4 protein-coding genes are annotated in these 3,929 nt (G+C 77.1%); all 4 read right to left on the reverse strand.

Going from position 1 to position 3,929, the window contains the following annotated elements:
* Positions 1-9: 9 nt before the first annotated feature.
* Entirely contained in the window at positions 10-441 is a 432-nt protein-coding gene (locus tag ABZW32_RS39195; protein WP_356225612.1) for a zf-HC2 domain-containing protein, read from the reverse strand.
* Positions 441-1,007: an ECF RNA polymerase sigma factor SigK gene (gene sigK / locus ABZW32_RS39200; protein ID WP_356225618.1), complete on the reverse strand. Its 567-nt coding sequence runs from the start codon at positions 1,005-1,007 to the stop codon at positions 441-443. Before sigK ends, ABZW32_RS39195 begins: the two co-directional genes overlap by 1 nt.
* A 123-nt stretch (positions 1,008-1,130) precedes the next feature.
* Positions 1,131-1,493 carry a hypothetical protein gene (locus ABZW32_RS39205; protein WP_356225614.1) on the reverse strand — a complete coding sequence of 121 codons (363 nt, stop codon included), beginning with the start codon at positions 1,491-1,493 and terminating at the stop codon, positions 1,131-1,133.
* Positions 1,494-1,727: 234 nt separating this feature from the next.
* Positions 1,728-3,929 (reverse strand): alpha-N-acetylglucosaminidase (locus ABZW32_RS39210; RefSeq protein WP_356225616.1); only part of this gene is annotated, 2,202 nt, incomplete at its 5' end.

Consider the following 3,929-nt stretch of genomic DNA (forward strand, 5'->3'; position numbering starts at 1 on the left):
CAGTTGAGTTCAGCGGTTCGCTCGTCCGATGTGCGCCCGCTCCGTGCCGAGCTGCCGCTCCGCGCCGGGCTGCCGCTCTGAGCTGGGCGCCCGGTCCACGCCGGGCGCCCGCTCCGTGCCGGGCGACCGCTCCGCGCCGGGCTCCCGTTCCGTGCCAGGCGCCCGTTCCGCGCCCGTCTGCCGGGTCGACGGCGTCCCGGCCTCCGGTTCCGCCCCGGCGGGGAGCTCCCGGATCCGCCGCAGTACGGCCTCGCGGAGCGCGGGCGGCGGCTCCACCGAGGCGGCCGCGCCCAGCAGGGCCGCCGTCGCCGCGAACTCCCGTACCTCCCGGGCGCAGTCCGGGCAGGTCTCCAGATGCGCCTCGAAGGCGGCGCGTTCCGGCTCCGGCAGCGCGTCCAGCGCATAGGCCGCCGTCGCCCCGTGCGGGTTCTCCGTGTCCATCAGCCGCTCACCCCGAGACAGTCGCGCAGGCGCAGGAGCCCGTCCCGCAGCCGCGTCTTCACCGTACCCAGCGGTACCGACAGGGTCTCGGACAGCTCGCGGCAGGTCCGCCCCCCGTAGTAGGCCAGGACCACCGACTGCCGCTGGAGGGCGGTCAGCCCCTCCAGACACCGCCGCACCCGCGCCCGTTCCTCGTGCTCCAGCGCGGCCTCGGTCACCTCGTCGAACTCCGGCAGCGCCGCCTCCAGCCGCGCCGCCCGCCGCTCCCGGTCGGCCGAGGCCTGCGCGGAACGCACCCGGTCCACGGCCCGCCGGTGCGCCATCGTCAGCACCCAGGTCCGTACGCCGCCCCGCTCGCGGCGGTAGCGCCCGGCGGTGCGCCACACCTCCACGAACACCTCCTGGGTCACCTCCTCCGCCTGGGCCCGGTCGCGCAGCACGGCGCTCGTCACGCCGAGCACGGCCGGGCTCACCGCCTCGTACACCGAGACGAAGGCCGCCTCGTCGCCCCCGGCGACCCGGCCGAGGGCGTCGGCCAGATCCTCCTCGGTCCGGGCCCGTGTCATGTCGTTCACGCACCGATCCTCCGTGAGGGGCGGGGCCGTGGCGAGCCCCGGACGCCGCGTGGACGATTCGGAGCCGCCGGGCCACCGGCTCGGTCCCGTACGGCGGCGGGTCCGGCGGGGCGCTCAGGCACGGGGCCGGCCGGCCCGTTCCGCGGCCCGGCGGGCCATCTCCGCCAGGCGGTCCCCGGCGTCCGACCCGGTGGGCCGGGTGGTCAGTTCCCCGCGTTTGCGCAGTTCCACCACGCCGTCGGTGAGCCGGTCCGGGTGGGTGGGGGCGGCGGGCCCGGGTAACCGATCGTCCGCGGGGCCGTCGGTCCCGCGCACCAGGAAGGTCAGCAGCTCCAGGGCCGACGCCGCCGGACCCGCCGGACCCGCTGCGCCCGGTGCCTCCCCGTGGCCCGCGGCGTCCGAGGGGCCCGCCTCGTCCGCCGTACCCGGTGCGGTGGCCGGGGGCCCGGGGGGCCGCTCCCGCTCGGTCTCGGACATCTCGCTGCACTCCGCTCGGCCTCTGGCCCGTGGGCGTCGGAAAGGGGCGGCCGCCGCAGTACCGCGGCGGCCGCCCCTCGGCACGTCCGGGCCAGTCAACCCAGCGCCTCCGCGGGGAGGGAGTACTCGGATCCGATCTCCCCCGTCCGGGTAGGGCGAATCCCCCGGAAGGGTGAGTGGTGCGGCGTGTCGCGAGCGGATCCGGATCCCATGCGGTAGGTCCCGCGCGGTGGCTCAGCCCCCGGTCGCCGCCGGGAGGGTGGCGGCGACCGCGGCGGCCAGGGCGTACGGATCCCCGCGGGGCGTGGCCGGCGGACGGGTGGTGCGCCGCGCCCACTCCTCCTCGTAGGAGTGCCAGTCGATCGTCCGGGGCGCGGTCCGCCGGACCAGCGCCTTCTCCAGCGTGCCGAAGTACAGCTTCCACCGCCCGGCGTAGAACTCCCCGAGCAGACCGCTCCATTCGCGGTTCGCGTAGTCGTGCAGGAAGCCCCCCTCGCTGGTGCCGCGGCGCCCCCACACGGTCAGGATCGAGCGCGCGTCGTACTCGTTGTGGTCCTTCTCGGCCTCCGTCGTGCCCCAGGAGCGGGCCGCGTCCAGCCAGCGGCCCAGCAGGAAGTTCGGGTCGGATCCGGTGAGCGCCTCCAACTGCGCCTCCCTCCAGGCCCATTGGGCGGCGAGCGTGCGCAGCAGCGCGGCGTTCCCCGCGCCGTAGGCCGCCCTGATCCGCGGCAGCAGCACCCGCGAGTGGTCGGCCAGGGCCTGCCGGGCGGTGTCCACCAGGTCGAACCGGTACGCGCTGGAGGAGCGCAGCCGCGGGGCCACCCGCAGCAGGTGGTCCAGGGCGCGGCGCACCGAACCGGCCGGGTAGCGCATGGACCTGGGACTCCAGTGCCCGGCGCCGGCCGCCGTCAGCCCCGGCCGCGCGGTGAACAGGCTGTCCTGGGACTCCGACCACAGCCCCGAGGAGGTGCTGTACGGGCCCCGGCGCAGCTCCTCCCAGGCCGCGGCGGCCTCCGGATCGGGCGCTCCGTAGCGGCGTGCGGCGAAAGCGGCGAACCAGGCCCGCTGGTCGATCGGCCCCGGCTCCCAGGCGAGGTCGGTGAACAGGCCGAAGGCCGCCGGATCGGTCCCGGCCGCCTCCGGCAGGTACGCGGTCCCCGCCAGCGCGCTGTTCCCCTTGGCGCGCCAGGCCGCGAACCGGTCGATCCACACCGAGGTGTTGGCGCCCACCGTCGTGTGCCCGCCGAAGTTGTGGATGGTGCCCATCGCGTACGCGACCCCGCCCCAACGGGCCTCCCGGTCCAGGCGGTTGTACCGGTCGGACAGCCCGTCCAGGATGAGCAGCTTCGAGGCGTCCACCCCGGCGAGCAGCTCCGGCGTCGGGTCGTCCTGCCAGCCCAGCACCGCCCACAGGGCCCCCGGGTGCGCGGCGTGCAGGGCGCCCTGGACGGCCCGCGCGGCGGCCCTCACGTCCACCCGGCCCGTCCGCCCGCCCTCGTGCAGCGGGCTCATCCGGTACATCGTGCTGTCCCCGAAGACGGCCCGCTGCTCCGCGTAGTACGCGGCCGCGAGCCGCCCGGACACCGGTGAGGCGGGGTCCAGCCAGTCGGGCCGGGCGAACCCCGCCCAGTCGCCCTGGGCCACGGTCACCGCCCCCGGATTGCGGGCGGCGAACTCCGGCGGCACCGTGCCGAACCACCCCGGCAGCACCGGGGTCATGCCGAGTCCGCGCAGCTGCTCGGCGACGCGCCCGCCCAGTGCGGCCCGCTCGCGCATCAGCCGTTCGGTGACCGGCCCGCCGAAGCCGCTCAGGTTCTGCAGCAGCCACCAGCTCTGGTGCGCGGGGCCGGGGATCCACTCGCGCAGCTCCCGCGCCGGATAGCCGAAGCCCTGGAGCGCCTTGTAGTACGGGTACTCGGCGCCGACCTGCACGAACACCTCGTTGACCCCGTGCAGGGCGAGGACGTCGATCTGCCGGCGGCGCTCCTCGAAGGAGCGGTACGCGCCCGCGTACCCGTCGTCGGTGTCGTTGAGCGCGTACCGGTGCGGGACGAGCGCGCTGCGGGTGACCGGCTCGGGTACGGCGGGCAGGGTCGCCGGGAGCATCCCGAGGCTGTCGCCCGGCAGGCCGATGTCCACCCCGGCGACGTGCCGCAGGTACCAGCCGACGCCGGTGAGCAGCGTCGCGCCGGTGGAGCCGCGCACGGTGACGGCGCCCGCGCGGCCCGAGACGGTGAAGGTGTCGGGGCCGGCCGCCGGGGCGGGCACGAGCGTGAACTGCCCCGCGTGGCGCGGCAGGAGCCGTGTCAGGGCGGCCCGGGCGGGCGCGGCGTCGAAGGTCCCGGGAGGCGCGCCGGGGCCCGCCGCCGAGGGCCGCGCCGCCGGGCCGGCGCCGCCCGCCGACCGCGCCCCGGCCCCGCTCGGCGCGCCGGCCCC

Origin of the sequence: Streptomyces sp. NPDC004667, from assembly GCF_040609475.1 — a bacterium.
Lineage (GTDB): Bacteria > Actinomycetota > Actinomycetes > Streptomycetales > Streptomycetaceae > Streptomyces.